This is a genomic window from Streptococcus sp. CF7_Ac1-8, from assembly GCF_024295435.1.
GTDB classification, from domain to species: Bacteria; Bacillota; Bacilli; order Lactobacillales; family Streptococcaceae; genus Streptococcus; species Streptococcus mitis_AP.
Genome location: NZ_JANCPI010000004.1, coordinates 108,223 through 134,236 on the forward strand (window position 1 = coordinate 108,223; position 26,014 = coordinate 134,236).

Below are 26,014 nucleotides of genomic sequence, written 5' to 3' on the forward strand. Positions count from 1 at the left end.
TAAGGACAAGTTTTTTTAAAAAATAATCAAAAAGTTTTTTTAAAACCGCTTGCAATTATTCCAAAAATGAAGTATACTTATATTAACGCAAACGTTTGCGTCCAAAAAATGAAAAATTAAACTACAAATACACGAGGTGTTGTTTATGAAAAAACGTCAAAGTGGTGTGTTGATGCACATCTCTTCTCTCCCAGGAGCTTACGGAATCGGATCATTTGGTCAGAGTGCTTACGACTTCGTTGATTTCTTGGTTCGCACGAAACAACGTTACTGGCAAATCCTTCCATTAGGAACAACTAGTTACGGAGATTCTCCTTACCAATCTTTCTCAGCTTTCGCAGGGAACACTCATTTTATCGATTTAGATATCTTGGTGGAGCAAGGTTTGTTGGAAACAAGTGACCTTGAAGGGGTTGACTTTGGTAGCGATGCGTCTGAAGTTGATTATGCGAAAATCTACTATGCACGTCGTCCTCTTTTAGAAAAAGCGGTAAAACGTTTCTTGGAAGTAGGAGATGTTAAAGATTTTGAGAAATTTGCTCAAGACAACCAATCATGGCTTGAACTCTTTGCAGAGTATATGGCTATCAAAGAGCATTTTGACAATCTTGCTTGGACTGAATGGCCAGATGCAGATGCTCGTGCTCGTAAAGCTTCAGCACTTGAAAGCTACCGTGAGGAATTATCAGACAAGTTGGTTTACCACCGTGTGACTCAATACTTCTTTTTCCAACAATGGTTGAAATTGAAAGCATACGCTAATGACAACCACATCGAAATCGTTGGGGACATGCCAATCTATGTAGCGGAAGATTCAAGCGATATGTGGGCAAATCCACATCTCTTCAAGACAGATGTCAACGGTAAGGCGACTTGCATCGCAGGATGCCCACCAGATGAATTTTCTGCAACTGGTCAGCTTTGGGGTAACCCAATCTATGACTGGGAAGCAATGGACAAAGACGGCTACAAATGGTGGATTGAACGCTTGCGTGAAAGCTTCAAAATCTACGATATCGTTCGTATCGACCACTTCCGTGGTTTCGAATCTTACTGGGAAATCCCTGCTGGTTCCGATACAGCGGCACCTGGTGAGTGGGTGAAAGGTCCTGGCTACAAGCTTTTTGCAGCCGTTAAGGAAGAACTTGGCGAGCTAAACATCATCGCCGAAGACCTTGGTTTCATGACAGACGAAGTTATCGAATTGCGTGAACGTACTGGCTTCCCAGGAATGAAGATTCTTCAATTTGCTTTCAACCCAGAAGACGAAAGCATCGATAGCCCACACTTGGCACCTGCTAACTCAGTAATGTACACAGGAACACACGATAACAATACGGTCCTTGGTTGGTACCGTAACGAGATTGATGATGAGACTCGTGAGTACATGGCTCGCTATACTAACCGTAAAGAATACGAAACAGTGCCACACGCTATGCTTCGTACAGTCTTTTCATCAGTTAGCTTCATGGCAATTGCAACCATGCAAGATTTGCTAGAATTGGATGAGACAGCTCGTATGAACTTCCCATCTACCCTTGGTGGAAACTGGTCTTGGCGTATGACTGAAGATCAATTGACACCAGCTGTCGAGGAAGGTTTGCTTGACTTGACAACAATCTATCGACGAATTAATGAAAATTTGGTAGAATTAAAGAAATAATACAACATCAGGAGACACCTTAAACATGTTATCACTACAAGAATTTGTACAAAATCGTTACAATAAAACCATTGCAGAATGTAGCAATGAAGAGCTTTACCTGGCTCTTCTTAACTACAGCAAGCTTGCAAGTAGCCAAAAACCAGTTAACACTGGTAAGAAAAAAGTTTACTATATCTCAGCTGAGTTCTTGATTGGTAAACTCTTGTCAAACAACTTGATCAACCTTGGTCTTTACGACGATGTAAAAAAAGAACTTGCAGCTGCAGGTAAAGACTTGATCGAAGTAGAAGAAGTTGAATTGGAACCATCTCTTGGTAATGGTGGTTTGGGACGTTTGGCTGCCTGCTTTATCGACTCAATTGCTACTCTTGGTTTGAACGGTGACGGTGTTGGTCTTAACTACCACTTTGGTCTATTCCAACAAGTTCTTAAAAACAACCAACAAGAAACAATTCCAAATGCATGGTTGACAGAGCAAAACTGGTTGGTTCGCTCAAGCCGTAGCTACCAAGTGCCATTTGCAGACTTTACTTTGACATCAACTCTTTATGATATCGATGTTACTGGTTATGAGACAGCAACTAAAAACCGCTTGCGTTTGTTTGACTTGGATTCAGTTGATTCTTCTATCATTAAAGACGGTATCAACTTTGACAAGACAGATATCGCTCGCAACTTGACTCTTTTCCTTTACCCAGATGATAGTGACCGTCAAGGTGAATTGCTCCGTATCTTCCAACAATACTTCATGGTTTCAAACGGTGCGCAATTGATTATCGACGAAGCAATCGAAAAAGGAAGCAACTTGCATGACCTTGCTGACTACGCAGTTGTACAAATCAACGATACTCACCCATCAATGGTTATCCCTGAATTGATCCGTCTTTTGACTGCACGTGGTATCGAGCTTGACGAAGCAATCTCAATCGTTCGTAGCATGACTGCCTACACTAACCACACAATCCTTGCTGAAGCTCTTGAAAAATGGCCTCTTGAATTCTTGCAAGAAGTGGTTCCTCACTTGGTACCAATCATCGAAGAATTGGACCGTCGTGTGAAAGCAGAGTACAAAGATCCAGCTGTTCAAATTATCGACGAGAGTGGACGTGTTCACATGGCCCACATGGATATCCACTACGGATACAGTGTTAACGGGGTAGCAGCACTCCACACTGAAATCTTGAAGAACTCTGAGTTGAAAGCCTTCTACGACCTTTACCCAGAAAAATTCAACAACAAAACAAACGGTATCACTTTCCGTCGTTGGCTCATGCATGCCAACCCAAGACTGTCTCACTACTTGGATGAGATTATTGGAGAAGGTTGGCACCATGAAGCAGATGAGCTTGAAAAACTCTTGTCTTATGAAGATAAAGCAGCTGTCAAAGAAAAATTGGAAAGCATCAAGGCTCACAACAAACGTAAATTGGCTCGTCACTTGAAAGAACATCAAGGTGTGGAAATCAATACAAACTCTATCTTTGATATCCAAATCAAACGTCTTCACGAGTACAAACGCCAACAAATGAACGCTTTGTATGTAATCCACAAATACCTTGACATCAAAGCTGGTAACATCCCTGCTCGCCCAATCACAATCTTCTTTGGTGGTAAAGCAGCTCCAGCCTACACAATCGCTCAAGACATCATCCACTTGATCCTTTGCATGTCAGAAGTTATTGCTAACGATCCAGCAGTAGCTCCACACTTGCAAGTAGTTATGGTTGAAAACTACAACGTTACTGCAGCAAGCTTCCTTATCCCAGCATGTGACATCTCAGAGCAAATCTCACTTGCTTCTAAAGAAGCTTCAGGTACTGGTAACATGAAATTCATGTTGAACGGAGCTTTGACTCTTGGTACTATGGACGGTGCTAATGTGGAAATCGCTGAGTTGGTTGGAGATGAAAACATCTACATCTTCGGTGAAGATTCAGAAACTGTTATCGACCTTTACGATAAAGCAGCATACAAATCAAGCGAATTCTACGCTCGTGAAGCTATCAAACCATTGGTTGACTTCATCGTTAGCGATGCAGTTCTTGCAGCTGGAAACAAAGAACGCTTGGAACGTCTTTACAATGAATTGATCAACAAAGACTGGTTCATGACTCTTCTTGACTTGGAAGACTACATCAAGGTTAAAGAGCAAATGTTGGCTGACTATGAAGACCGTGACGCATGGTTGGATAAAGTCATCGTTAACATCTCTAAAGCAGGATTCTTCTCATCTGACCGTACAATCGCTCAGTACAACGAAGATATCTGGCACTTAGACTAAGATACAAATTTATACTAATACATCTTGTAAAAAAGCGAGTTTCGGTTGAAATTCGCTTTTTTGCCTCTTTATTTGAATACTGTGGATTTGGGTCAATCCTGTCTAAAAATAGAGAGAAATCATAGATAGCTTAAACGCATAGAAATGAGGCTTTTATTGTTTTTTCATCCTCATGTTTCTTCGTAGTTGATTACTTCATATCCCTTGCATACGCTTACACGAAGTATTATAATATGATTATAGGAAAGAAGGTGTTTTTATGTGGAAAAAATATTTTTCAAAATATAAATGGACTGATTTATTTTGGATACTATTTGTGATTTTGACATGCCTCTTGGCGGGTAATAATACTCTTTTTCCCCTTACCCATCAAGAAATCTCTTATCATGGTTGCTTATTGGGAATTACACTCGCCTTATTTCACTTGCTATTTATTGATAAGTTTGTTATCTCGAATCGAAAATAAAGTTTAGGGCTATGCTTGGCTGTGTACCTTTAGGATTGATTTTTGGAGGAAGATTTTGTCTCTATTATTTATTATTTTAAATTTGTTTATCTTGTACAAGATCTATTCTTTGAGACGGGAGAAATCGAAATACTTGATTTATACGGCCTATATCATATTTGGGGTAAATGTACTATATGGTATTCAATGGTTATTAAGAGAACTGATTTCAAAGATTTCCACTTAATATGTATGGAAACTATAACAAAACGCATAAGATTAAGGTTTAAGCGCCTGTTCTTATGCGTTTTCGTAATATTGAAGATTCTCAGTAAGTTTTCTACTTTTGCGAAGTCTAGTTTACAATGCTTTCCCAACAAGTATTTCAGCCTCAATGGTAATCTCTGTCAAGTCGCTCCAGTCAATCTTACTCTGGTCGACATGAAAGAGTAGAGGGGTCATGCTGAGTAGGGCATGGAGTTGCTCTGCTGTGATAGGTTTGGTCAGAGAGGCAGTTTGGCTAGATAGGATGGTAAAGTTTTCTTGGAAATGTTCCTTGACATCTTGATTGGAATAGTCCTTCTTTGTCAGCTGGTCTTGTACCTTCTGGCGTATTTCCTTGAGGTGATTTTCCGTTGGGATGACCTTTATCAAGACACCATCTTTGGATAAGACGCGACGAAATTCTCCATAGTTGGCAGGTGAGAAGATATCGAGCAGGATATCCATACTAGCGTCTTTTATAGGAAGTCGTGCCAAGTCGCCAACGAACCAATTGACTGCCCAGTTGGGTTCGCTCTTGGCAGCGATTTGGACTGAATCTTTGGAGATGTCAAAGGCATAGAAGGTTTTGTCAGGATTCCTTTCTTGAAGCTTGCGAGAATAGAATCCTTCACCACAACCGATATCTAAAATTGTTTTGGCATTTTTTGAGTTTGAAAGTAAATCAGAGACGACCTCTAAAATAGCTTGATAAAATCCAGCTTCTAGGATTTGTTGGCGGTTTTGAAAGTTTTCCTTGTTGTAGTTGGCAGATTGCTTGATTTGAGGTGCTAGATTGACATAGCCAAATTTTGCTAAGTCAAAAGAATGGCGGTTGCAGCACTTGAGACTAGTTTCTAACAGAGTCAGATTTTCTTGACAGATAGGACAGGCAAAGGCAGTCGCAGAAGCAAAACGCTGAAGTTTGGGTTTGAGATTTGTATTCATAGTTTAAGTGTATCAAAAGAGACAACTGAAAGCAACCTTAGGAATAAGTAGATGGGAGATTCAGTAGAAATAAAACTAATTCTCCAATTTATAGAATGAAATTGCTTTTATATCTAAATTGCTATATAATAATGATAAGGAGGAAATAAGTATGTTAAAAGAAGTATTAACCGTCGCAAAAGTTGCGAAAAAATCATCACTCTTTTTGGGTGGTGTCGCATTTGGTACCCTTGGTTTGAAAATCTTGGCAAGTAAGGAAGCTAAAAAAGGTTATTCTAAAGCTTTGGCTAAGGCTTATAAGTTAAAAGACGAGCTAGATGCATCTGTTTCTGTTGTGAAGCAACATGGAGATGATGTCTTGCAAGATGCCAAATATTTGTACGAGCAAGAAAAAAAAGAAGAGCAATTAGATAGCCTTATAGGGGAATAATATGTCTTTTAAGGTGCTACATAGAGGATACCAACATATCCGACTATCATCTTCTTTTTCACTCACCTTGGATATTCAAGACTATCTTCGTTCCTTGGCGAGAGATGAAAAGGGGATTGAGTCCATCCAGTTTTACATGGATCAACAGCACTTTACTCTACGCATAAAAGAAGGCTTTTCTGTATTAGATAATGCAGAAGCCTTTTTAAAAAGAATTGATAAAGGGAAAGTTTCTGAGTTGATGACTCTTCCCATTCGTAGAGAAGAGAGTGCTTATTCTATTGTTTCAGGTGCAGCGATTAAGCGTATACTTTTTCGTAGTTTTGTGCCGTATCCTATTCGCTATATATGGACTTGTTATCAGGCTTTTGGCTATATTAGAGAAGCCTATCAAACACTAGCACGTAAGGAACTAACGATGGAGGTCTTGGACTGTTCGGCGATTTTATTGTCCTTGTTTATGAACCAATCCAAGACGGCTAGCAATATCATGTTTATGCTTGATTTGGGGAATCATTTAGATCAGTGGTCCTTGAAAAAAACTGCAACAGATTTAGAACAAAGTCTTCTTGCAAAAGAGAGCGATGTATTCCTAGTACAGGACGATATGGTTGTTAGTATCAAGAGTTCCGATGTTCAAATAGGAGATGTCTTGATCTTATCTCAAGGAAATGAAATTCTGTTTGATGGACAAGTAGTTTCAGGTTTAGGTATGGTCAACGAAAGTTCCTTGACGGGAGAGAGTTTTCCAGTTGAAAAAAGAGAGTCTGATTTGGTTTGTGCAAATACAGTATTAGAAACTGGAGAGTTACGCATTCGTGTAACCGATAATCAGATGAACAGCCGGATTTTACAACTGATTGAGTTGATGAAGAAATCTGAAGAAAACAAGAAAACGAAACAACGCTATTTCATCAAGATGGCGGACAAGGTCGTCAAATATAATTTCTTGGGGGCTGGGCTGACTTACCTATTAACAGGTTCTTTTTCTAAGGCTATCTCTTTCCTATTGGTCGATTTCTCCTGCGCTTTGAAAATCTCTACTCCTGTAGCTTATTTGACAGCTATCAAGGAGGGGTTGAATCGTGAAATGGTGATTAAGGATGGAGATGTTCTGGAGAAATATCTGGAAGTTGATACTTTCTTGTTTGATAAGACGGGAACAATCACAACTAGCTATCCGATAGTTGAAAAGGTGTTACCTTTTGGGGACTATAGTGAGGAAGATATTCTCAGAATCAGTGCCTGTCTTGAGGAACATATTTATCATCCTATTGCTAATGCCATCGTCAAGCAAGCTGAGATAGAGGGGATTGAACATGAGGAAATGCATGGGAAACTCCAATATATCGCAAGCAAGGGGATCAAATCTCATATAGATGGCCAACCAGTTCTTATTGGGAATTATGTTTTGATGCAGGATGAGCAGATTCATATCAGTTCAGAACAAAATGCTTTAATTGAAGAGTACAAGAGTCACTACAATCTCTTATTCTTGGCTTATCAGAATGAATTGATTGGAATGTTCTGCATTCATACTCCTTTGAGAAAAGAAGCAAAAGCATCCTTGGAGAAACTTAAGGCACAAGGGAAAAAATTGATTCTGGCAACAGGGGACACCTTGGTTAGAACAGAGGAATTAGTCAAAGATTTGCCCTTTGATCAGGTCTATACAGACTTGAAACCTGATGGGAAATTTGAGTTAGTAGAGGAACTGCAGAAAGCAGGTCACACTATTTTGATGGTTGGAGATGGCTTGAATGACTCAGCTGCTCTAACCCTATCAGATATCGGTGTGGTGATGAATGAGAGTGCAGATATTTCTAAGCAGATGAGTGATATCTTATTGTTAGATAATCGCTTGGATTTCTTCCAAGAGTTGGATTCGCTATCATCATCTTTGCAAACACTCATCAAGAAGAATATTCAAGATACCGTTGTCGTAAATAGTAGTTTGATTGGCTTTGGCTTGTTTAACTGGCTCAGCCCTTCAAATCTCTCTATCTTACATAATCTAACAACCTTGCGCATTGTACTGCGTAGCCTGTCTATTAAAAATAGATAGATGAGAGTTATTAACAGCAAAAAGGAGTTACCTTTCTCGAGGGTAACTCCTTTGTTTATAGATAAATGTTGAATAGTTTAGTAAGTCAATACAAAGTATTTCTTCTTACCGCGACGGATAACAGTCAGTTCGTTCTCTAACTTATCAGCATCACTCAAGACATAGTCTAGATCTTGGATGCGGTCACCGTTGACGTAGATAGCTCCGTTTTGGACGTCTTCACGGGCTTGGCGTTTTGAGTTGACCACACCAGATGCCACGAGGAGTTCCACGATATTGTGGTTTTCGTCTGCTTGTACTTGGTAGTTTGGTACTCCACGAAGTCCTTGTTTGAGTTCTTTGACAGAAAGGTTTTTGATGTTTCCCGCAAAGAGTTGCTCAGTGATGTTGAGGGCTTCTTTGTAAGATTCTTCGCCGTGAACAAGTGTAACAACTTCACGAGCCAAGACTTTTTGCGCCAAGCGTTCGTGTGGAGCCACTTCAAATTGTTTACGGATTTCTTCAATCTCATCAAGTGACAAGAAAGTAAAGATTTTCAAGAAGCGAACAGCGTCAGCGTCCATAACGTTCATCCAGAATTGGTACATTTCATATGGAGAAGTCTTTTCAGGATTGAGCCAGACTGCGTTTCCTTCTGATTTACCAAATTTTTTACCAGTTGCATCTGTGATCAATGGAACAGTGATAACGTGGCCTGTCTTGTCAGCCTTACGACGAAGCAATTCAGTACCAGCTGTCATATTTCCCCACTGGTCAGAACCACCGATTTGAAGCGTTACGTTGTGGTCTTGGTTAAGGACGAAGAAGTCGTAACCTTGCATGATTTGGTAGGCAAACTCAGTGTATGAAATTCCCGTTTCAATCCGTTTTTTCACAGACTCCTTACTCATCATGTAGTTGACAGTGAAGTATTTTCCGATATCACGGAGGAAGTCAATGAAGCTGATGCTGCCAAACCAGTCGTAGTTGTTGACCATGACAGCCTTGTTTTCACCATTTTCAAAGTCAAGAAAACGAGAAAGTTGTCCTTGGATAGACTTGACCCAGCCATCTACTGTGTCTTTTGTTTGGAGACTACGTTCAGCATCTTTGAAGGACGGATCTCCGATGAGACCTGTAGCACCGCCAACGAGCGCATAAGGTTTGTGACCTGCTAGCTGCAAGCGACGACTTGTCAAGATTGCGACAAGGTGGCCTAGGTGAAGGCTGTCAGCAGTTGGATCGTAGCCAGTATAATAAGAAACTTGACCTTCTTCTAGGGCTTTACGCAAAGCTTCTTCATCAGTCGTTTGAAAAATCAAACCACGCTCTTTTAGCTCATCAAAAATGTGCATGTGTCTTTTCTCCTTTTTAAAAATATTGTTTCTACCTATTGTATCACAAACTTGGGCAATAGCCTAGTAGAATAAGGAAGAAAGTGGCTATTTTATTGAAAGTTTACCTTTTATGGTATAATAGATAGAGTGAGGAAATCCATGCAAAATCAATTAAATGAATTAAAACGAAAAATGCTGGAATTTTTCCAGCTAGTAAAATCAAAAATAAATCATAAAAAAACAGAGAAAGTCTCAGAAGAGAAGCAGTCGGATGGGACAGGTGGGAAAGTTCTGGCTATCCTAGGTAGCATTTTAGTTGCTATTAAGGGCATTCTGAATACTCTCTTTATTCTAGGCTTTATCGGTGGGCTTTTTGGTGCTGGTGTAGCTCTTGGTTATGGAGTTGCTTTGTTTGATAAGGCTAAGGTTCCCCAAACGGAGGACTTGGTCAAACAGGTTAAAAATATTTCTTCCATCTCAGAAATTGTTTACGCAGATGGGAGTGTCATTGCATCTATTGAGAGTGACCTACTGCGAACTTTTGTCTCATCTGAGGAAATATCGGACAATCTCAAAAAGGCTATCGTTGCAACTGAGGATGAACATTTTCTTGAACATAAAGGGGTTGTACCAAAAGCTGTGATTCGGGCGACTTTGGGAACCTTTGCAGGCTTGGGCTCATCTAGCGGTGGCTCGACCTTGACCCAACAGTTAATCAAGCAACAAGTGGTCGGAGATGCTCCGACTTTGGCTCGTAAGGCTACAGAAATTGTCGATGCCCTTGCCTTGGAACGCAGCATGAGCAAGGATGAAATCTTGACGACTTATCTCAATGTTGCTCCCTTTGGTCGAAATCATAAAGGGCAGAATATTGCAGGTGCCCAGCAAGCTGCTGAAGGGATTTTTGGTATCGATGCCAACAAGTTAAGTATTCCTCAAGCCGCTTTCTTAGCAGGTTTGCCACAGAGTCCGATTACTTATTCTCCTTATGAAAATACTGGAGAGTTAAAGAGTGATGAAGACTTAGAACTTGGTTTGAAGCGGGCCAAGGATGTTCTCTACAACATGTACCGTACGGGTGCTCTGACTCAGGAAGAATACGACCAGTACAAGAATTATAATATCAAACAAGACTTCTTGCCATCAGGAACTGTCAATGCTGTTTCGAGAGATTACCTTTACTTTACGGCTATGGCTGAAGCGACAGACCGCATGTATGATTATTTAGTTCAACAGGACAATGTTTCTAGCCAAGAGTTGAAAAACGAGTCGATTCAAAAGGTCTATCATGAGCGAGCTGAGCAGGAACTAAGCAATGGCGGCTACAAAATCACTACAACAATCAATAAAAAAATCCATAACGCCATGCAAAATGCAGTTGCTAACTACGGTCGTTTGGTAGATGATTCGACTGGGCAGCCTGAAGTAGGGAATGTTTTGATGGACAATAAAACGGGGGCTGTTCTAGGCTTTGTTGGTGGTCGTAATTACCAGACTAACCAAAACAATCACGCCTTTGACACTAAGCGCTCGCCAGCCTCTACAACCAAGCCTTTGTTGGCCTACGGTATTGCCATTGACCAAGGTTTGATGGGAAGCGCTAGTATCTTGTCCAATTATCCGACAAAATTCTCTAATGGAAATCCTATCATGTATGTAAATAGTCCAGGTACAGGCATGATGACCCTGGGTGAAGCCTTGAACTATTCGTGGAATATCCCAGCCTATTGGACCTATCGCATGCTTCGTGAGAAGGGTGTGGATGTCAAGGGTTACATGGAGAAAATGGGTTACGAGATTCCGGAGTACGGTATTGAAAGTCTGCCTATGGGTGGTGGTATTGAAGTCACAGTTGCTCAGCATACCAATGGTTATCAAACAATTGCTAATAACGGTGTCTACCATCAGAAACATGTGATTTCTAAGATTGAATCACCTGACGGTAGAGTAATCTATGAATTCCAAGACAAGCCAGTTCAAGTGTATTCGAAGGCAACAGCAACAATTATGCAGAGTTTGCTTCGTGAGGTGATCTCATCTCGGATCACTTCAAGTTTCCAAACGGATTTGGCTTCTATCAATTCAAGCTTAGCTCGTGCAGACTGGATTGGTAAGACTGGTACAACCAATGAAGATGAAAATATGTGGCTCATGCTGTCAACACCAAGATTGACTCTAGGTGGTTGGCTAGGGCATGATGATAACCGCCCAATGGCTAAGGGGGCTGGGCATTATCGAAATGCCAAATATATGGCTTACTTGGTCAACGCTATCCACCAGGCTGAGCCTGGTGTTTGGGGCAATGAACGCTTTAATCTTGATTCTAGTGTGACCCAGTCTCAGGTCCTCAGATCTACAGGGCAGAAGCCTGGCAAAGTATCCGTTAATGGAAAAACAGTTGATCTTTCAGGTTCGACTGTTACCAGCTATTGGGCTAATAAGGCAGGGGCGCCAACGACCAGTTATCGCTTTGCTATTGGTGGAAGTGATGCGGATTATCAGAATGCTTGGTCTAGCATCGTGGGGAGTCTACCAACTCCATCAAGCTCCAGCAGTTCAAGTAGTAGCTCTAGCGACAGTAGTAACTCGAGTGCTACACGACTTTCTTCTTCAAGGACGAGACGATAAGTTCTATGAACTGTGCTAAATGAAGTGGCTAATCAATGGATTGCCACTTTTTTCTTTTGTCCTTTCGTGTTACAATAAAGGTATGAATCAGTATCAGAAAAAGATTGTTAAAGGAACCATTTATTCGCTCTTATCCGGCTTAATCTGGGGAATCTGTGGAATTCTAGGAGAGTATTTCTTTACTCATTATCAAGTGTCTTCTGGCTGGATTACTTCTATGCGTTTGACACTGGCAGGGAGTCTTGTGCTTATTTGGTCTGCAATGCAATTAAAATCACAAGTGCTAGATATTTGGCGAGATAAGAAAAATTACCTGCCCTTTTTAGCTTATGCTATTTTAGGGATTTTTTCAGTTCAGTATTTTTTCTATCTCTGTGTAGAATACTCAAATGCAGCGACAGCAACTATTTTACAGTTTATCAGTCCTGTCTTTATCCTCTTTTACAATCGCTTAATTTATAAAAAACGAGCGTCGAAAAGTGCTATTTTCTATGTTTTGATTGCTATGCTGGGTGTTGGCTTGATGGCGACAAAGGGAGACCTCTCTCAGTTATCCATGACGCCACTAGCTCTTATAACAGGTCTGTTGAGTGCCATGGGTGTTATGTTTAATGTTATCTTGCCCCAACCTTTCGCGAAGCGCTATGGTTTTGTACCGACGGTTGGGTGGGGGATGATTCTGGCAGGTTTATTTAGCAATGTCCTCTCGCCAGTGTATCAGCTTTCCTTTACTCTTGATATTTGGAGTATCTTGATTTGCCTTATTATCGCTTTCTTCGGGACGGCTTTTGCCTTTTTCATTTCTATGAAGGCGGTGTCCTTGGTTTCTCCCCTGGTAGTTTCTGTTATCAGTGCCAGTGAACCTCTCTCTTCTGCTCTCTTGAGTGTTTTGTTTTTAGGATTGGTGGTGGATTGGTCTCTTCTTCTAGCTATGGCCCTGATTATTTTACCTATGATTTTCCTATCGATAGAAGAAGCGAAAGAAAGTAAATAAAAAGTCTTTTCTTAATTCTAAAAGTGTGCTATACTAGAATAGTCAATAAAACACGGGGAGATAGTTGTGAAGAGTGTTTTTAGGTTGTATCGGTAGGGGCTTGCTTTTACCGACAGCACGTTTTATCTCACATCCCTAAAAATCATACCTAAAAACAAACAAAAAGGCTTCAAATTTGAGGCCTTTTTTGGTAGAATAGGTATCATTAAAATGAACTAGGAGGCGCTTATGACTGCTACAAAAATGAACGCTCAAGAAATTATCCAATTTATCGCCAATGCTGAAAAGAAAACCAGTGTTAAAGTAACCTTTGAAGGACAACTTGCAACTGCTGTGCCAAGCTCTGTTGTCAAACTAGGGAATGTCCTATTTGGAGACTGGAAGGACGTTGCTCCTCTTCTCGAAGGTTTGGTAGAAAATCAAGACTATGTTGTTGAGCAAGATGCTCGTAATTCAGCAGTTCCTTTGCTAGACAAACGTGCTATCAACGCTCGTATCGAGCCAGGTGCGATTATCCGTGACCAGGTTGAAATTGGTGACAACGCTGTTATCATGATGGGAGCGGTTATCAATATCGGTGCTGAAATTGGTGCAGGAACTATGATTGACATGGGGGCTATCCTTGGTGGCCGTGCCATCGTTGGGAAAAACAGCCACGTTGGTGCAGGTGCAGTTTTGGCAGGTGTGATTGAGCCAGCTAGCGCAGAACCAGTCCGTGTTGGAGACAATGTTCTTATCGGTGCTAATGCAGTGGTTATTGAAGGAGTTCAAATCGGTAGTGGTTCAGTTGTCGCAGCAGGAGCTATTGTTACCCAAGATGTCCCAGAAAACGTGGTGGTAGCAGGTGTTCCAGCTCGTATCATCAAAGAGATTGATGCCCAAACCCAACAAAAAACAGCGCTAGAGGATGCGCTTCGTACCTTATAATTGTAAAAGTAATAAAGAGGCGGAACCCTTCTTCCAGCCTCTTTCTGCTATATCGGAGGATAGATAGATGTTAGATTTGATTCAGACTAGACGAGATTTGCACCAGATTCCAGAGATTGGCTTGGAGGAGTTCAAGACTCAGGCTTATTTGCTGGATGTGATTGAGAAATTGACTGCGGGCAAGAATTTTGTCCAAGTTCGAACTTGGCGGACAGGTATTTTGGTTTACTTGCAGGGAAGTCAGCCAGAGCGGACTATTGGTTGGAGAACAGATATTGATGGTCTGCCGATCATCGAGCAAACAGGCCTTCCTTTCGTCTCTCAGCACCAAGGTCGTATGCACGCTTGTGGCCATGATTTCCACATGACTATTGCCTTAGGCTGTCTTGAGCGAGCCCTTGAGGAGCAACCAAAGAACAATCTGCTCTTTTTGCTTCAGCCTGCTGAAGAAAATGAAGCTGGTGGCATGCTCATGTATGAGGATGGCGCTTTTGGAGACTGGTTGCCAGACCAGTTTTATGGCCTCCATGTTCGGCCAGATTTGAAAGTCGGCCAGATTGCGACCAATACTCATACACTTTTTGCAGGGACTTGCGAGGTGAAGATTCGTTTTAAAGGTAAAGGAGGACATGCAGCATTTCCGCATGAAGCCAATGACGCTTTGGTGGCGGCTAGTTACTTTGTGACCCAGGTGCAGTCAGTTGTCAGCCGCAATGTCAACCCAATCGAGGGAGCAGTGGTGACCTTTGGTGTTTTCCAAGCTGGAACAACAAACAATGTTATCACAGACACAGCCTTTTTGCATGGAACTATTCGGGCCTTGACACAGGACATGAGTCTCTTGGTGCAAAAGAGGGTCAAAACAGTTGCAGAAGGAGTTGCAGCTGCCTTCGATATGGAAGTCGAAGTGGAACTCAAACAAGGGGGTTACCTGCCTGTTGAGAATAATCCAGTCTTGGCGCGTGAACTGATGGACTTCTTTGAAGAAAAAGAGGGGATTGAGTTAATTGATATTGAACCTGCTATGACAGGTGAAGACTTTGGTTATCTCCTTTCGAAGGTTGATGGTGTTATGTTCTGGCTTGGTATCGATAGTCCCTACGCCCTTCATCACCCTCAGATGAGTCCTAAGGAAGAAGCATTAGCTATTGGGGTGGATGCGGTCTCTAGTTTCCTGAAAAAGAAGGCGGCAGAGTAGAGGGCTTGTCTATGAAAGCAGAATTACGCAAGCAAGTCTTGCAAGAAATGAAGGCTTTACCTCTAGAGCAAAAACAGGCTATGGATCAAGCTTTAACGGATCAATTTTTGAAACATCCCTTCTACCAAGAAGCTAAGGTCATCGCAACCTACCTCTCTTTTCCTCATGAGTTTCAAACGCAGGAACTGATCGAGCAGGCTCTGAAGGATGGCAAGAAGGTTCTGATACCTAAAACATATCCCAGGGGTCGCATGGACTTTGTGGTCTATAATCCGCAACAACTGGTCAAAACTTCCTTTGGCTTACTGGAACCACAGGGAGATTTGGAAGTGGTGGATGCCTCTCAGATTGATTTGATTCATGTTCCAGGGTTAGCTTTTACGACAAAGGGCTATCGGATTGGCTATGGTGGAGGTTATTATGACCGCTATCTGAAACATTTTCCTGGTCATACTTTGAGTACGGTTTATCCTTGTCAAATTCAGGACTTTATCCCTGAAAATCATGATATTCCTGTTGAGGAGGTTCTGATTGATGAAGGAAATCTTTGATAGACGTTACCCTGTGACGAGTTTCTTCCTCTTAGTGACGGCCTTGGTATTTCTACTAATGTTGGTGACCACAGGAGGAAACTTTTACAGGGCAGATACTCTATTTCGATTTGGAGCCATGTACGGGCCTGCCATTCGCCTCTTTCCTGAGCAGATTTGGCGTCTCTTCTCTGCCATCTTTGTTCATATTGGGTGGGAACATTTCATTGTTAATATGCTTTCGCTCTATTATCTTGGTAGGCAAGTAGAGGAAATTTTCGGATCCAAGAAGTTTTGCTTTCTCTATCTTTTATCTGGAATGATGGGCAATCTCTTTGTTTTTGTATTTAGTCCCAAATCCTTAGCAGCAGGAGCCTCGACTTCTCTCTATGGGCTATTTTCCGCGATTATCATTCTTCGCTATGCCACTCGCAACCCCTATATCCAACATCTAGGACAGTCTTATCTGACACTTTTTATGGTTAACATTATTGGAAGTGTTCTGATTCCAGGAATCAGTCTAGCAGGCCATATCGGAGGTGCAGTCGGTGGCGCATTTCTAGCAGTTATCTTTCCAGTTAGAGGAGAAAGACGGATGTATAGCGCTAGTCAGAGACTGGTAGCGTTAGTGTTGTTCGTAGGACTCGCAGCCTTGCTTCTCTACAAGGGAATGGGATGAAAATTTATGTAATGAAAAAAAGATAAGGTATTTTTGAACCTTATCTTTTTATGTTATTCCTTCTCAGCCAATTCTTTTCCCAGTTGGATGAGGTAATTTTTCAAGGCATCTTTGACTTGTGGGTGCTTGAGGGCGTAGTCAATAGATGTTTTCATAAATCCAAACTTATCCCCAACGTCGTAACGAGCTCCTGTAAATTCACGGGCAAAAACACGCTGTGTTTTATTAAGCGTATCGATAGCATCGGTAAGTTGGATTTCATTTCCAGCACCAGGAGCTTGCTTTTCGAGGATATCAAAAATTTCCGGTGTCAGAAGATAGCGACCGATGATTGCCAAATCACTTGGTGCATCTTCGGGAGCTGGTTTTTCTACGAAAGTTTCAACGCTATAGAGTCCATTACTTCCTTCGCCCTGAGGAGCGATAACCCCGTATGATGAAACGTCTTCATGTGGTACAGGCATGACAGCAATGGTTGATGCGTGTGTCTTTTCGTAATCATTCATCAGTTGTTTTGTCAAAGGAACGGCATTCTCATTTGTGATGTCCATAAGGTCGTCACCCAGCATAACAACGAAGGGCTCATTCCCTACAAAAGCTTTGGCTTGTAAGACAGCATCTCCAAGACCACGAGGGTGAGTTTGGCGAATGAAATGGAGGCGCATACCAGTTGCTTCATCTACCAATTTTAACAAATCCGTTTTGCCTTTTTCCTTAAGGTTGTACTCAAGCTCAAAGTTTGAGTCAAAGTGATCCTCAATAGAACGTTTTGACTTACCAGTGACAACCAGAATATCTTCAATACCTGATTTAAGAGCTTCTTCTACGATAAACTGGATAGTTGGTTTGTCTACAATTGGCAACATTTCTTTGGCAAGGGCCTTGGTTGCCGGTAAAAATCGAGTCCCGAGTCCAGCGGCAGGGATGATTGCTTTTCTAACTTTTGATGACATAAGAATCCTTTCTTTAGAGGGTTAAGACCACTCATTTTCTGCTTTAAATTCATTGTTCATGATGTCATAAATGGCATCTTTGATATTGGTTCCGTGGTAAATAACTTGGTAAATGGCTTGTGTAATCGGCATATAGACTCCAAGTTCTTGCGCTAGTTCATAGGCTGCTCGAGTCGTTGAAATTCCTTCAATCACCATGCCCATATTAGCTTCTATATCATCTAGGGATTCTCCTCGTCCGAGAGCATCTCCAGCTCTCCAGTTACGAGAGTGGATGGAGGTTCCCGTTACGATCAAATCTCCCACACCAGATAAGCCACTATAGGTCAATGGACTGGCCCCGAGTGCTACCCCTAGGCGAGTAATTTCTGCCAAGCCTCGAGCGATGATGGCTGCCTTGGCATTGTCACCAAATCCCAGACCATGTAAAGCTCCGGCACCGACAGCAATAATATTTTTAAGAGCACCAGCAGTTTCAACTCCAATAATATCCGTATTGGTATAAAGTCGGAAGTAGTGATTACTAAAGAGTTCTTGCACGTATTGAGCTGTTTGTAAATCTTTAGAAGCAGCAGTGATTAAAGTCAGATCACGTACAATGGTTTCTTCCGCATGACTAGGTCCTGAAACAACGACGATATCACTGCGGAGATGTTCAGGAATTTCTTCTTCAAGGATGGTTGATAATCGTTTATGACTATCAGGCTCTAATCCCTTTGAAGCGTGCATGATGATAGCCTTATGATCCAAGGTTTCTGCAACTTGCTGGGCAACAAGTCGCGTCACTTTTGTTGGGACAACAAACAAAATCGCATCTACATCTTTCAGTGTCTCTGCTAAGTCAGTGTAGGCATTGATTTTCTCATCTAGAACGACATCTTTAAAGTAGTGCTTGTTAGTATGATAGGTATTAATTTCATTGATTTGTTCGGGAAGGTTTCCCCAAATACGTACCTCGTGTCCATTGTCATTTAAGACTTGTGAAAGGGCAGTTCCCCAAGAACCAGGCCCCAAGACGGCGACGGTTTGTTTTTTCATGTTTTTCTCCTTGATAGAGTTCTCTCTTTTATTTTATCACATTCTAGGGGATTTTGCACTTGCATTGCTGGGGGAGTGGTAGCTTTGTTACTTGAAAAATACATAAAAAACCGAGACGAAGTATTAAACTCTTAGTCTCGGTTTTGATATTTCTTAAAGAATAGCTCGGTTTATTTCAATTGATCTGTAATGTCTTTTGACAGCAACATTCCCAGATGATAAGTTTTATTGATGTAAGCAATGACATCATTGATATTTTCAGTCGTTTGAATTTTCTCTTTGATGTCAGCCCTAAATGTTTCATCCTTCAAAAGTTGTTCTTGGTAGAGCCTTTGCAGTCTCTCTTTCTCGTACTTATTGAGCAGAAAAAGGAACACCAAGCTAATCACAACGAGGATATAAGCATATTGGCTCATAGAATATCTCCCTGTATGATAAAGAAGTAGTAGTGAGTAGATTGAATTAGTGAAGCGTTTAGGCAAATCACCATAGTTACGACGTCATGGCCTCTAAATCGATGATATTTAGAGACCATGACTAGTGAAGCGCCTAGCCAAAGTCCGAATAGGATTTGGCGTTAGTTATTTAGACTACTTTACAATAAAGTGATTAAAAGATTACGACATGAGCCTAACCAAATCGATATTATTGGGTTAGATGAATTAGTAAAGCGTTTAGACAAGTATCTCTAATTACGACGTAAAGAAACATAAATCGATAATATTTATGTTTCTTTACTAGTGAAGCGCCTAGCCAAATCTCCGACAGGATTTGGTCTTAATTACTTAGACTGCTTTTTAATCAAGTAACTTGAAGATTACGACATGAACCAAACCAAATCGATATTATTTGGTTTGGTGAATTAGTGAAGCGTTTAGGCAATTCGCCATATAGCGATTGCCGTCAAGAGACTAGGAACTTTAGTTCCAGTCTCTTGTAACGATTTACATCTTCTCTGGCGCTTCTACTCCAAGCAAGCGAAGGGCTTCTTTGAGAACAATTGCAGTTGCGTAGCTGAGGGCTAGACGGCTGTCGCGTTCTGGGGTTTCATCCAAGATGCGCGTATGTGCATAGTATTTGTTAAAGGCTTGAGCTAGGCTAATTGCAAATTTAGCAATGATAGAAGGTTCAAAGTTATCCGCCGCACGGTTAATAATACGTGGGAAGTCTTGGATGAGTTTGATGATTTCCCAGCTTTCAGCATCATTCAAGCTATAGTTGCCAGCTGTTTCTGGTTTGAAGTCTGCTTTGCGCAAGATAGATTGGATACGAGCGTAAGCATATTGAACGTAAGGTCCAGTTTCACCCTCGAAGGATACCATAGCCTCTAAGTCGAAGTCGTATCCATTTGTACGGTCGGTCTTGAGGTCATAGAACTTAATGGCTCCTACCCCGACAGCATGCGCTACCTGGTCTTTGTTTTCCAATTCAGGGTTTTTAGCTTCGATTTGGGCCTTGGCACGGCTAACTGCCTCTGCAACTGTAGGTTCTAGTAAGATGACATTCCCTTTACGAGTAGAGAGTTTCTTCCCTTCTTTTGTAACCAAACCAAAAGGAACGTGAGTAATGTCGTTACTCCAGTCGTAGCCCATCTCTTGTAAGACAGCTTTGAGTTGTTTAAAGTGGGCAGATTGTTCTTGGCCAACGACGTAGATAGATTTAGCAAATTGGTATTCGTTTTTACGGTAAAGAGCTGCAGCCAAGTCACGTGTGATATAGAGAGTTGCACCATCAGATTTTTTGATAAGGGCTGGATGTTCAATTCCATATTTCTCAAGATTCACAACTTGGGCACCTTCTGATTCAACAAGAAGGCCTTTTTCAGAAAGAATGTCTACAACTGCATCCATCTTATCGTTGTAGAAGGCTTCTCCATTGTAGCTGTCAAATTCGACTTGTAATTCATTGTAAAGACGGTTAAATTCCACCAAACTTTCATCACGGAACCATTGCCAAAGTGCGAGAGCTTCCTCGTCTCCATTTTCAAGTTTACGGAACCATTCGCGTGCTTCTTCATCCAAGCTAGGGTCATTTTCAGCTTCAGCGTTGATGCGGACATAGAGTTTAAGAAGTTCATCGATTGGATGAGCTTTTACAGCTTCTTCATCGCCCCATTTTTTGTAGGCAACAATCAACATCCCAAACTGTTTACCCCAGTCTCCCAAGTGGTTGACCTTGACCGTTTGATAACCGATTTTTTGGAAAATATGTGATAAGCTATCTCCGATAACAGTTGAGCGCAGGTGACCGATAGAGAATGGTTTAGCGATATTGGGACTAGACATGTCGATAACAACATTTTCTTGTTTGCCAATATGTTGGTCAGCATAGTGTTCTTTTTGAGTGATAACAGCTTGCAATACTTGAGCAGAAATGGCAGATTTATCAAGGAAAAAGTTAACGTAAGGTCCTGTTGCGACAACCTTTTCAAAGGCTTGGCTGTTAATTTTTTCAGCCAGTTCAGCCGCAATCATTTGAGGTGCTTTACGTTCGACTTTTGCAAGAGAAAAAGCAGGGAAAGCGATGTCTCCCATTTCTGAGTTTTTAGGGGTTTCCAGTAAATTTAAAATAGCCTCTTGGTCCAGGCTATCAATGACGCTAGCCAACTCGCTAGCAATCAATTCTTTTGTATTCATTAAGAGCTCCTTTTTGGACTTTTCTACTATTTTATCACAATTTTAAAGAAAGAAGAAAAAATTTTTGAAATCTCCTATTTTTTTGGTATAATATAGTTATAAAATTAGTTATAAATATGCATATAAGAGGATTTTATGAGAAAAAGAGATCGTCATCAGTTAATAAAAAAAATGATTACTGAGGAGAAATTAAGTACACAAAAAGAAATTCAAGATCGGTTGGAGGCGCACAATGTTTTTGTGACGCAGACAACCCTGTCTCGTGATTTGCGCGAAATCGGCTTGACCAAGGTCAAGAAAAATGATATGGTGTATTATGTACTAGCAAATGAGACAGAAAAGATTGATTTGGTTGAATTTTTGTCTCATCATTTAGAAGGTGTTGCAAGAGCAGAGTTTACCTTGGTACTTCATACCAAATTGGGAGAAGCCTCTGTTTTGGCAAATATTGTAGATGCAAACAAGGATGAATGGATTTTAGGAACAGTTGCTGGTGCCAATACCTTATTGGTTATTTGTCGAGACCAGCACGTTGCCAAACTCATGGAAGATCGTTTGCTAGATTTGATGAAAGATAAGTAAGGTCTTGAGAGTCGCTCTCAAGACTTATTTTTGACAAGGAGAGACGGAAAATGGCGACAGAGAAGCTATCACCCGGCATGCAACAGTATGTGGATATTAAAAAGCAATATCCAGATGCGTTTTTGCTCTTTCGGATGGGTGATTTTTATGAATTATTTTATGAGGATGCGGTCAATGCTGCGCAGATTCTGGAAATTTCCTTAACGAGTCGCAACAAGAATGCCGACAATCCGATTCCTATGGCGGGTGTCCCCTATCATTCTGCCCAGCAGTATATAGATGTCTTGATTGAGCAGGGCTATAAGGTAGCTATCGCAGAGCAGATGGAAGATCCTAAACAAGCAGTTGGGGTTGTGAAACGAGAGGTTGTTCAGGTCATTACGCCAGGGACAGTGGTCGATAGCAGTAAGCCGGATAGTCAGAACAATTTCTTGGTTGCTATAGACCGTGATGGCAGTCAATTTGGCTTAGCTTATATGGACCTGGTGACGGGTGACTTTTATGTGACAGGTCTTTTGGATTTCACGCTGGTTTGTGGGGAAATCCGTAATCTCAAGGCGCGCGAAGTGGTGCTGGGCTATGACTTGTCTGAGGAAGAAGAACAAATCCTCAGTCGTCAGATGAATCTGGTGCTTTCTTATGAAAAAGAAGGCTTTGAAGACCTTCATTTACTGGATTCACGATTGGCAGCTGTGGAGCAAGCGGCATCTAGTAAGCTACTCCAGTATGTTCATCGGACTCAGATGAGGGAATTGAACCACCTCAAACCTGTTATCCACTATGAAATCAAGGATTTCTTGCAGATGGATTATGCGACCAAGGCTAGTCTGGATTTGGTTGAGAATGCTCGCTCGGGTAAGAAACAAGGCAGTCTTTTCTGGCTTTTGGATGAAACCAAAACTGCTATGGGAATGCGGCTCTTGCGTTCTTGGATTCATCGCCCCTTGATTGATAAGGAGCGAATCGTCCAACGTCAGGAAGTGGTGCAGGTCTTTCTCGACCATTTCTTTGAGCGCAGTGACTTGACAGACAGTCTCAAGGGTGTTTATGATATCGAACGCTTGGCTAGTCGGGTTTCTTTTGGCAAAACAAATCCCAAGGATCTCTTGCAGTTGGCGACCACTTTGTCTAGTGTGCCACGGATTCGTGCGATTTTAGAAGGGATGGAGCAACCTGCTCTAACTTATCTTATCGAACAATTGGATGGAATCCCTGAGTTGGAGAGTTTGATTAGCGCAGCGATTGCTCCTGAAGCCCCTCATGTGATTACAGATGGGGGAATTATCCGAACTGGATTTGATGAGACTTTAGACAAGTACCGTCGCGTTCTCAGAGAAGGGACTGGTTGGATTGCTGAAATTGAGGCCAAGGAGCGAGAAAACTCTGGTATTAGCGCACTTAAGATTGTCTATAATAAAAAGGATGGCTACTATTTCCATGTGACCAATTCGCAACTGGGAAATGTGCCTGCTCACTTTTTCCGCAAGGCGACGCTGAAAAATTCAGAACGTTTTGGAACCGAAGAATTAGCCCGTATCGAAGGAGATATGCTTGAGGCGCGTGAGAAGTCAGCCAATCTAGAGTACGAAATTTTTATGCGTATTCGTGAAGAGGTCAGCAAGTACATCCAGCGTTTGCAGGCTCTAGCCCAAGGAATTGCGACGGTTGATGTCTTACAGAGTCTGGCAGTTGTGGCTGAAACCCAGCATTTGATTCGACCTGAGTTCGGAGACGACTCACAAATCGATATCCAGAAAGGGCGCCATGCTGTCGTTGAAAAGGTTATGGGGGCTCAGACCTATATTCCAAATACGATTCAGATGGCAGAAGATACCAGTATTCAACTGATTACAGGGCCCAACATGAGCGGAAAGTCAACCTACATGCGTCAGTTAGCCATGACGGCGGTTATGGCTCAGTTGGGTTCTTATGTGCCAGCAGAAAGCGCCCATTTACCGATTTTTGATGCGATTTTTACCCGTATCGGAGCAGCAGATGACTTGGTTTCAGGTCAATCAACCTTCATGGTAGAGATGATGGAGGCTAACAATGCCATTTCGCATGCGACCAAGGACTCTCTCATTCTCTTTGATGAATTGGGACGGGGAACTGCAACTTATGACGGGATGGCTCTTGCTCAGTCTATCATCGAATACATTCACGAGCATATCGGAGCCAAGACCCTCTTTGCGACCCACTACCATGAGTTGACTAGTCTGGAGTCCAGCTTGAAACATTTAGTCAATGTTCACGTGGCAACCTTGGAGCAGGATGGGCAGGTCACCTTCCTTCATAAAATTGAACCAGGACCAGCTGATAAATCCTACGGTATCCATGTTGCCAAGATTGCTGGCTTGCCAGCAGACCTTTTAGCAAGGGCGGACAAGATTTTGACTCAGTTAGAGAATCAAGGGACAGAAAGTCCTGCTCCCGTGAGGCAAACAAGTACTGTCACAGAACAAATTTCTCTCTTTGATACGGCAGAAGAGCATCCTATCCTAGCAGAATTAGCTAAACTAGATATTTACAATATGACACCTATGCAGGCTATGAATGTCTTGGTCGAGTTAAAACAAAAATTATAAAGAATGAATTACTTGTCATTCTAGCTGTATCAAGGATACTTCTTTGACAAGTCCCCACTTTTTTGCTAGAATAGCATCACACAAACAGAATGAAAAGGAGCTGACACATTGTCGCTCCCTTTTGTCTATTTTTTAAGGAGAAAGTATGCTAATTCAGAAAATAAAAACCTACAAGTGGCAGGCCTTGGCTTCGCTTCTGATGACAGGCTTGATGGTTGCTAGTTCACTTTTGCAACCGCGTTATCTGCAGGAAGTCTTAGACGCCCTCCTTGCTGGGAAATATGAAGCCATTTATAGTATCGGGGCTTGGTTGATTAGTGTGGCTTTGGTCGGTCTGGTTGCTGGTGGGCTCAACGTTGTCCTCGCAGCCTATATTGCCCAAGGAGTTTCATCTGACCTTCGAGAGGATGCCTTCCGTAAAATCCAAACCTTTTCTTATGCCAATATTGAACAATTTAATGCGGGAAATCTAGTCGTTCGCATGACAAATGATATCAACCAGATTCAGAACGTCGTCATGATGACCTTTCAAATTCTGTTCAGGCTCCCCCTCTTGTTCATCGGTTCCTTTATCTTGGCTGTTCAAACCTTACCTTCTCTGTGGTGGGTGATTGTTCTAATGGTAATCTTGATTTTTGGCTTGACAGCTGTCATGATGGGAATGATGGGGCCTCGTTTTGCCAAGTTTCAAACACTTCTTGAGCGCATCAATGCCATTGCCAAGGAAAATCTACGCGGTGTTCGTGTGGTCAAGTCCTTTGTCCAAGAAAAAGAGCAGTTTGCTAAGTTTACGGAGGTTTCAGACGAGCTTCTCGGTCAAAACCTTTACATCGGATATGCCTTTTCAGTAGTGGAACCTGTCATGATGTTGGTCGGTTATGGGGCGGTTTTCCTCTCTATTTGGCTAGTTGCAGGGATGGTTCAATCGGATCCATCGGTTGTTGGCTCCATTGCTTCCTTTGTTAATTACCTAAGCCAGATTATCTTTACTATTATTATGGTTGGATTTTTGGGAAATTCTGTCAGTCGTGCTATGATTTCTATGCGTCGTATTCGAGAAATTCTTGACGCAGAGCCAGCCATGACCTTCAAGGATGTCCCAGATGAAGACTTGGTCGGAAGTCTTAGCTTTGAAAATGTGACCTTTACCTATCCAATGGATAAGGAACCGATGTTGAAAGATGTGAGCTTTACTGTCGAACCTGGACAAATGGTTGGTGTCGTTGGAGCGACTGGTGCAGGAAAATCAACCTTGGCTCAATTGATTCCACGTCTCTTTGACCCACAGGAGGGTGCTATCAAAATTGGAGGCAAGGATATTCGAGAAGTGAGTGAAGGAACCCTGCGTAAAACAGTTTCTATCGTTCTCCAACGTGCCATTCTCTTTAGTGGAACGATTGCAGATAACTTGAGACAGGGTAAGGGAGATGCTACTTTATTTGAAATGGAGCGCGCAGCCAATATTGCTCAAGCCAGTGAATTCATTCATCGTATGGAGAAAACCTTTGAAAGTCCAGTTGAAGAAAGGGGAACCAACTTTTCAGGTGGGCAAAAACAAAGGATGTCGATTGCCCGTGGAATTGTCAGCAATCCACGTATTCTGATTTTTGACGATTCGACCTCAGCCTTGGATGCCAAGTCAGAGCGCCTGGTTCAGGAAGCCTTGAATAAGGACTTGAAGGGAACGACAACCATTATCATCGCTCAAAAGATTAGCTCGGTTGTTCATGCAGATAAAATCTTGGTTCTAGATCAAGGACGATTGATTGGTCAAGGTACGCATGCAGACTTGGTTGCCAACAATTCCGTTTACCGTGAAATCTACGAAACACAGAAAGGAAAGGAGGAGTAA

20 protein-coding genes are annotated in these 26,014 nt (G+C 41.8%); 14 read left to right on the forward strand and 6 right to left on the reverse strand.

The features are described 5' to 3' along the window. The first annotated feature begins 145 nt into the window (after positions 1-145). The 3 genes from malQ to NMM26_RS03255 all read left to right on the forward strand — a co-directional run bounded on the left by malQ (position 146) and on the right by NMM26_RS03255 (position 4,413). Complete coding sequence (malQ, locus tag NMM26_RS03245) at positions 146-1,663, forward strand: 4-alpha-glucanotransferase (protein WP_254753837.1); 1,518 nt, start codon at positions 146-148, stop codon at positions 1,661-1,663. A gap of 25 nt (positions 1,664-1,688) precedes the next feature. Continuing rightward, entirely contained in the window at positions 1,689-3,947 is a 2,259-nt protein-coding gene (gene glgP / locus NMM26_RS03250; protein ID WP_254753838.1) for a glycogen/starch/alpha-glucan family phosphorylase, read from the forward strand. Positions 3,948-4,206: 259 nt separating this feature from the next. Continuing rightward, the gene (locus tag NMM26_RS03255; protein ID WP_238096478.1) at positions 4,207-4,413 is read left to right on the forward strand and encodes a hypothetical protein; all 207 of its coding nucleotides are present in this window, start codon (positions 4,207-4,209) and stop codon (positions 4,411-4,413) included. Between the two features lie 339 nt (positions 4,414-4,752). Here NMM26_RS03255 and NMM26_RS03260 read toward each other — a convergent pair whose 3' ends face one another. After that, on the reverse strand, positions 4,753-5,601 hold the full coding sequence (locus NMM26_RS03260) for a putative RNA methyltransferase (protein ID WP_254753839.1): 849 nt from the start codon (positions 5,599-5,601) through the stop codon (positions 4,753-4,755). 151 nt (positions 5,602-5,752) lie between these two features. Between NMM26_RS03260 and NMM26_RS03265 the strand changes: the two genes are divergently transcribed. Beyond that, on the forward strand, positions 5,753-6,031 hold the full coding sequence (locus NMM26_RS03265) for a DUF6110 family protein (RefSeq protein ID WP_000910909.1): 279 nt from the start codon (positions 5,753-5,755) through the stop codon (positions 6,029-6,031). Between the two features lies 1 nt (position 6,032). Next, positions 6,033-8,096 carry a heavy metal translocating P-type ATPase gene (locus tag NMM26_RS03270; RefSeq protein ID WP_254753840.1) on the forward strand — a complete coding sequence of 688 codons (2,064 nt, stop codon included), beginning with the start codon at positions 6,033-6,035 and terminating at the stop codon, positions 8,094-8,096. Between the two features lie 77 nt (positions 8,097-8,173). Here the strand turns inward: NMM26_RS03270 and tyrS are convergent, their stop codons facing one another. Next, on the reverse strand, positions 8,174-9,430 hold the full coding sequence (gene tyrS, locus NMM26_RS03275) for a tyrosine--tRNA ligase (protein ID WP_254753841.1): 1,257 nt from the start codon (positions 9,428-9,430) through the stop codon (positions 8,174-8,176). Positions 9,431-9,571: 141 nt separating this feature from the next. Between tyrS and pbp1b the strand changes: the two genes are divergently transcribed. From pbp1b to NMM26_RS03305, 6 genes are all read left to right on the forward strand, one after another. Beyond that, the gene (gene pbp1b / locus NMM26_RS03280) at positions 9,572-12,040 is read left to right on the forward strand and encodes a penicillin-binding protein PBP1B (protein WP_254753842.1); all 2,469 of its coding nucleotides are present in this window, start codon (positions 9,572-9,574) and stop codon (positions 12,038-12,040) included. Between the two features lie 82 nt (positions 12,041-12,122). After that, positions 12,123-13,034 carry a DMT family transporter gene (locus NMM26_RS03285; RefSeq protein WP_101776931.1) on the forward strand — a complete coding sequence of 304 codons (912 nt, stop codon included), beginning with the start codon at positions 12,123-12,125 and terminating at the stop codon, positions 13,032-13,034. 228 nt (positions 13,035-13,262) lie between these two features. After that, the gene (gene dapD / locus NMM26_RS03290) at positions 13,263-13,961 is read left to right on the forward strand and encodes a 2,3,4,5-tetrahydropyridine-2,6-dicarboxylate N-acetyltransferase (protein ID WP_000127466.1); all 699 of its coding nucleotides are present in this window, start codon (positions 13,263-13,265) and stop codon (positions 13,959-13,961) included. A gap of 67 nt (positions 13,962-14,028) precedes the next feature. Further along, the gene (locus tag NMM26_RS03295) at positions 14,029-15,159 is read left to right on the forward strand and encodes an N-acetyldiaminopimelate deacetylase (RefSeq protein ID WP_101776932.1); all 1,131 of its coding nucleotides are present in this window, start codon (positions 14,029-14,031) and stop codon (positions 15,157-15,159) included. Between the two features lie 11 nt (positions 15,160-15,170). Beyond that, the gene (locus NMM26_RS03300; RefSeq protein WP_101776933.1) at positions 15,171-15,710 is read left to right on the forward strand and encodes a 5-formyltetrahydrofolate cyclo-ligase; all 540 of its coding nucleotides are present in this window, start codon (positions 15,171-15,173) and stop codon (positions 15,708-15,710) included. Beyond that, entirely contained in the window at positions 15,694-16,368 is a 675-nt protein-coding gene (locus NMM26_RS03305) for a rhomboid family intramembrane serine protease (protein WP_153226400.1), read from the forward strand. The genes NMM26_RS03300 and NMM26_RS03305 overlap by 17 nt, the downstream gene beginning before the upstream one ends. Before the next feature lie 53 nt (positions 16,369-16,421). Here NMM26_RS03305 and galU read toward each other — a convergent pair whose 3' ends face one another. From galU to argS, 4 genes are all read right to left on the reverse strand, one after another. Continuing rightward, positions 16,422-17,321, reverse strand: coding sequence for a UTP--glucose-1-phosphate uridylyltransferase GalU (galU, locus tag NMM26_RS03310; RefSeq protein WP_000096179.1), 900 nt, complete (start codon positions 17,319-17,321; stop codon positions 16,422-16,424). Between the two features lie 21 nt (positions 17,322-17,342). Then, a complete protein-coding gene (locus tag NMM26_RS03315) occupies positions 17,343-18,359 on the reverse strand; it encodes an NAD(P)H-dependent glycerol-3-phosphate dehydrogenase (RefSeq protein WP_101776936.1) in 1,017 nt (338 codons plus the stop codon). A gap of 170 nt (positions 18,360-18,529) precedes the next feature. Then, on the reverse strand, positions 18,530-18,775 hold the full coding sequence (locus tag NMM26_RS03320) for a hypothetical protein (RefSeq protein ID WP_000084861.1): 246 nt from the start codon (positions 18,773-18,775) through the stop codon (positions 18,530-18,532). A gap of 528 nt (positions 18,776-19,303) precedes the next feature. Continuing rightward, a complete protein-coding gene (argS, locus tag NMM26_RS03325) occupies positions 19,304-20,995 on the reverse strand; it encodes an arginine--tRNA ligase (RefSeq protein WP_254753843.1) in 1,692 nt (563 codons plus the stop codon). 135 nt (positions 20,996-21,130) lie between these two features. On the opposite strand from argS, the gene argR reads away from it, so the two are divergent. The 3 genes from argR to patA all read left to right on the forward strand — a co-directional run bounded on the left by argR (position 21,131) and on the right by patA (position 26,014). Then, entirely contained in the window at positions 21,131-21,577 is a 447-nt protein-coding gene (gene argR / locus NMM26_RS03330; RefSeq protein WP_001231476.1) for an arginine repressor, read from the forward strand. 50 nt (positions 21,578-21,627) lie between these two features. Then, positions 21,628-24,162, forward strand: a complete 2,535-nt coding sequence (gene mutS, locus NMM26_RS03335; protein ID WP_254753844.1) for a DNA mismatch repair protein MutS — start codon at positions 21,628-21,630, stop codon at positions 24,160-24,162. Positions 24,163-24,307: 145 nt separating this feature from the next. Then, on the forward strand, positions 24,308-26,014 hold the full coding sequence (gene patA / locus NMM26_RS03340) for a multidrug efflux ABC transporter subunit PatA (RefSeq protein ID WP_020903405.1): 1,707 nt from the start codon (positions 24,308-24,310) through the stop codon (positions 26,012-26,014).

Excerpts from the sequence above, each read along its gene's own strand:
- malQ (WP_254753837.1), top strand. The coding sequence starts at position 146 with ATGAAAAAACGTCAAAGTGGTGTGTTGATGCACATCTCTTCTCTCCCA.
- glgP (WP_254753838.1), top strand. The coding sequence starts at position 1,689 with ATGTTATCACTACAAGAATTTGTACAAAATCGTTACAATAAAACCATT.
- NMM26_RS03255 (WP_238096478.1), top strand. The coding sequence starts at position 4,207 with ATGTGGAAAAAATATTTTTCAAAATATAAATGGACTGATTTATTTTGG.
- NMM26_RS03260 (WP_254753839.1), bottom strand. The coding sequence starts at position 5,601 with ATGAATACAAATCTCAAACCCAAACTTCAGCGTTTTGCTTCTGCGACT.
- NMM26_RS03265 (WP_000910909.1), top strand. The coding sequence starts at position 5,753 with ATGTTAAAAGAAGTATTAACCGTCGCAAAAGTTGCGAAAAAATCATCA.
- NMM26_RS03270 (WP_254753840.1), top strand. The coding sequence starts at position 6,033 with ATGTCTTTTAAGGTGCTACATAGAGGATACCAACATATCCGACTATCA.
- tyrS (WP_254753841.1), bottom strand. The coding sequence starts at position 9,430 with ATGCACATTTTTGATGAGCTAAAAGAGCGTGGTTTGATTTTTCAAACG.
- pbp1b (WP_254753842.1), top strand. The coding sequence starts at position 9,572 with ATGCAAAATCAATTAAATGAATTAAAACGAAAAATGCTGGAATTTTTC.
- NMM26_RS03285 (WP_101776931.1), top strand. The coding sequence starts at position 12,123 with ATGAATCAGTATCAGAAAAAGATTGTTAAAGGAACCATTTATTCGCTC.
- dapD (WP_000127466.1), top strand. The coding sequence starts at position 13,263 with ATGACTGCTACAAAAATGAACGCTCAAGAAATTATCCAATTTATCGCC.
- NMM26_RS03295 (WP_101776932.1), top strand. The coding sequence starts at position 14,029 with ATGTTAGATTTGATTCAGACTAGACGAGATTTGCACCAGATTCCAGAG.
- NMM26_RS03300 (WP_101776933.1), top strand. The coding sequence starts at position 15,171 with ATGAAAGCAGAATTACGCAAGCAAGTCTTGCAAGAAATGAAGGCTTTA.
- NMM26_RS03305 (WP_153226400.1), top strand. The coding sequence starts at position 15,694 with ATGAAGGAAATCTTTGATAGACGTTACCCTGTGACGAGTTTCTTCCTC.
- galU (WP_000096179.1), bottom strand. The coding sequence starts at position 17,321 with ATGTCATCAAAAGTTAGAAAAGCAATCATCCCTGCCGCTGGACTCGGG.
- NMM26_RS03315 (WP_101776936.1), bottom strand. The coding sequence starts at position 18,359 with ATGAAAAAACAAACCGTCGCCGTCTTGGGGCCTGGTTCTTGGGGAACT.
- NMM26_RS03320 (WP_000084861.1), bottom strand. The coding sequence starts at position 18,775 with ATGAGCCAATATGCTTATATCCTCGTTGTGATTAGCTTGGTGTTCCTT.
- argS (WP_254753843.1), bottom strand. The coding sequence starts at position 20,995 with ATGAATACAAAAGAATTGATTGCTAGCGAGTTGGCTAGCGTCATTGAT.
- argR (WP_001231476.1), top strand. The coding sequence starts at position 21,131 with ATGAGAAAAAGAGATCGTCATCAGTTAATAAAAAAAATGATTACTGAG.
- mutS (WP_254753844.1), top strand. The coding sequence starts at position 21,628 with ATGGCGACAGAGAAGCTATCACCCGGCATGCAACAGTATGTGGATATT.
- patA (WP_020903405.1), top strand. The coding sequence starts at position 24,308 with ATGCTAATTCAGAAAATAAAAACCTACAAGTGGCAGGCCTTGGCTTCG.